Raw genomic sequence first — 686 nt, 5'->3', positions numbered from 1 at the left:
GCCCGGCGGAAATGCCCTTGGAAATAATGGTGCTCTTGGTGTTCTTGCCCAGGTGGATCATTTTGGTGCCGGTGTCCGCCTGCTGCATGTGGCGGGTCAGGGCCACGGAGTAGAATTCACCGATGCTGTTGTCACCACGCAGGATCACGGACGGGTACTTCCAGGTAATGGCAGAGCCGGTTTCCACCTGGGTCCAGCTGATCTTGCTGTTGTCGTGGGCCACGCCGCGCTTGGTGACGAAGTTGTAGATGCCACCCTTGCCGTTTTCGTCGCCGGGATACCAGTTCTGCACCGTGGAGTATTTGATCTCGGCACCGGGCAGGGCCACCAGCTCGACCACGGCGGCGTGCAGCTGGTTTTCGTCGCGCTGGGGGGCGGTGCAGCCTTCCAGGTAGCTCACATAGCTGCCTTCGTCGGCAATGATCAGGGTGCGCTCGAACTGGCCGGTGTTGGCTTCGTTGATACGGAAGTAGGTGGACAGCTCCATGGGGCAGCGTACGCCCTTGGGGATGTACACAAAGGAACCGTCAGAGAACACGGCGCTGTTCAGGGCGGCGTAGAAGTTGTCGCCCTTGGGTACCACTGAGCCCATGTATTTCTGAATCAGTTCCGGGTATTCCTGAATCGCTTCGGAAATGGAGCAGAAGATGACCCCGGCTTCCCACAGTTTTTCCTTGAAGGTGGTG

General features: G+C 58.9%; 1 protein-coding gene. It reads right to left on the bottom strand.

The features are described 5' to 3' along the window. On the bottom strand, nt 1-686 hold a 686-nt coding region (sufB, locus tag A3730_RS25555), incomplete at both ends, for a Fe-S cluster assembly protein SufB (protein ID WP_063539260.1).

Source organism: Alcanivorax sp. HI0044, from assembly GCF_001634945.1.
This window is presented reverse-complemented; position numbering and strand designations above follow the sequence as displayed.